General features: G+C 34.2%; 2 protein-coding genes. Both read left to right on the top strand.

Annotation, left to right across the window (positions count from 1 at the left end):
• Positions 1 to 642, top strand: a 642-nt coding sequence (locus tag WBQ70_RS05680; RefSeq protein ID WP_423911569.1) for a sulfatase-like hydrolase/transferase, incomplete at its 5' end; no start/stop codon positions are given.
• 32 nt (positions 643 to 674) lie between these two features.
• Positions 675 to 1839 (top strand): sugar-binding domain-containing protein (locus tag WBQ70_RS05675; protein ID WP_423911567.1); only part of this gene is annotated, 1165 nt, incomplete at its 3' end.

Below are 1839 nucleotides of genomic sequence, written 5' to 3'. Positions count from 1 at the left end.
CCTTTTCCTAGAACTCAATATGCTGTCAAAGTCCATACACAAGAATATTATGCTAGTATTACGTATGCTGATGAGCAAATTGGGTTGATCTTGGATGCATTAAAAAAATCAGGTAAAATGGATAACACCTACATCATTTTTACTGCTGACCACGGTTTAGCAATGGGACGTCATGGTTTAATAGGAAAACAAAGTTTGTTTGACCATAGTATTCGTGCTCCTTTTGTAATGGTAGGGCCTGATATCCCAAAAAACAAAAAAGTAGATGCTGATATTTATTTGCAAGATGCAATGGCAACAGCACTTGATTTAGCTGGAGCACCAAAACCTAAATATGTAGAGTTTAATAGCTTAATGGATTTAGCCAAAGGAAAAACAACAAAAAGCAATTACAAAGCGATTTATGGAGCCTACTTAGATTTACAACGTATGATTCGTAAAGAGGGGTACAAATTAATAGTCTATCCAAAAATCAAGAAGGTATTATTATTTGATTTAAATAAAGACCCTGAAGAAATGCGCGATATAGCAGGACTTGCGGCAAATAAAGTAAAAGTAAAAACGCTATTTAAGGAGTTGCTACAATTACAAAAAGAAATGGATGATCCATTGGACATCAGTAGTATCTTTCAAACTTTATAAATAAATCGATTATATTCTAAAATACATTTCCCTTGAAAAATTATCTATTTTTTGCAGTTCTTTTTCTTTCATATAGTGCATTTGCACAGCAAAACGATTGGGAAAACCCAGCAGTGAATCAAATTAATAAAATGGCAGCGAGAGCTACTTTTTATTCGTATGAAAATGAAACTTTGGCCAAAAGCAACCAAAGAGATAAATCAACTTGGTTTCAATCATTGAATGGTGACTGGAAGTTCAATTGGGTAGCAAAACCAGCTGATGCATTTACTACATTTCAACAACCTAATTTCAACACTTCTAGTTGGAAAACGATTGATGTTCCTTCCAACTGGGAAATGAGAGGGTACGGAATTCCTATTTATACCAATTCAACCTATCCGTTTTTTAGTGATTTTCCTTTTATCAACCACAGTGATAATCCTGTAGGGCATTATGTGAAAACTTTTGACTTGAACGATTCCTGGAAAGATAAAGATGTGATTTTGCATTTTGGTGGCGTATCTTCTGCTTTTTATGTTTGGGTAAATGGTGAATTTGTTGGATATAGTGAAGATACTCGTTTACCATCAGAGTTTGATATTACCAAGCATTTAAAAAAAGGACAAAATAAAATTGCCGTAAAAGTATATCGTTGGTCAGATGGAAGTTATCTTGAAGCACAAGATCACTGGAGAATGAGCGGAATAGAAAGAGAAGTGTTCTTGCAAGCCGTACCAAAAGTACGTTTATCAAATTTTACAGTTCGTACAGATTTAGATAAAGACTATAATAAAGCCTTATTGCAAATTCGTCCGGCTTTCGTTGCCAATATAGCCGATAAATATATTGAAAAGGTAGGTCACTTTGGTGATGCTCCATTACATACAACCGTTGATAATTGGACATTAACGACTCAACTATTAGATGCTAATGGTGTTGCTGTAGGAGATAAAAACGTAATGAAATTACAAAAGTTTTTTGGTGAGTCTTATCCGCAACGTGACAATGTAGATTTTGCTATGATTGAAACAGAGGTAAAGTCTCCTAAAAAATGGTCTGCTGAAGATCCTTATTTATACACTTTACTATTCACTGTAAAAGATGATAAAGGAACTGCTATTCAATACACAAGTACTCAGGTAGGTTTTAGAGAAGTCGAAATTGACGATAGAGGTCGTTTTTTAGTGAATGGAAATCCAGTAAAAATGATTGGTG

Source organism: Flavobacterium sp. (genome assembly GCF_049590715.1).
GTDB lineage: Bacteria > Bacteroidota > Bacteroidia > Flavobacteriales > Flavobacteriaceae > Flavobacterium.
The sequence above is the reverse complement of the archived record's forward strand: the minus strand, read 5'-3'. Positions and strand labels throughout refer to the sequence as shown.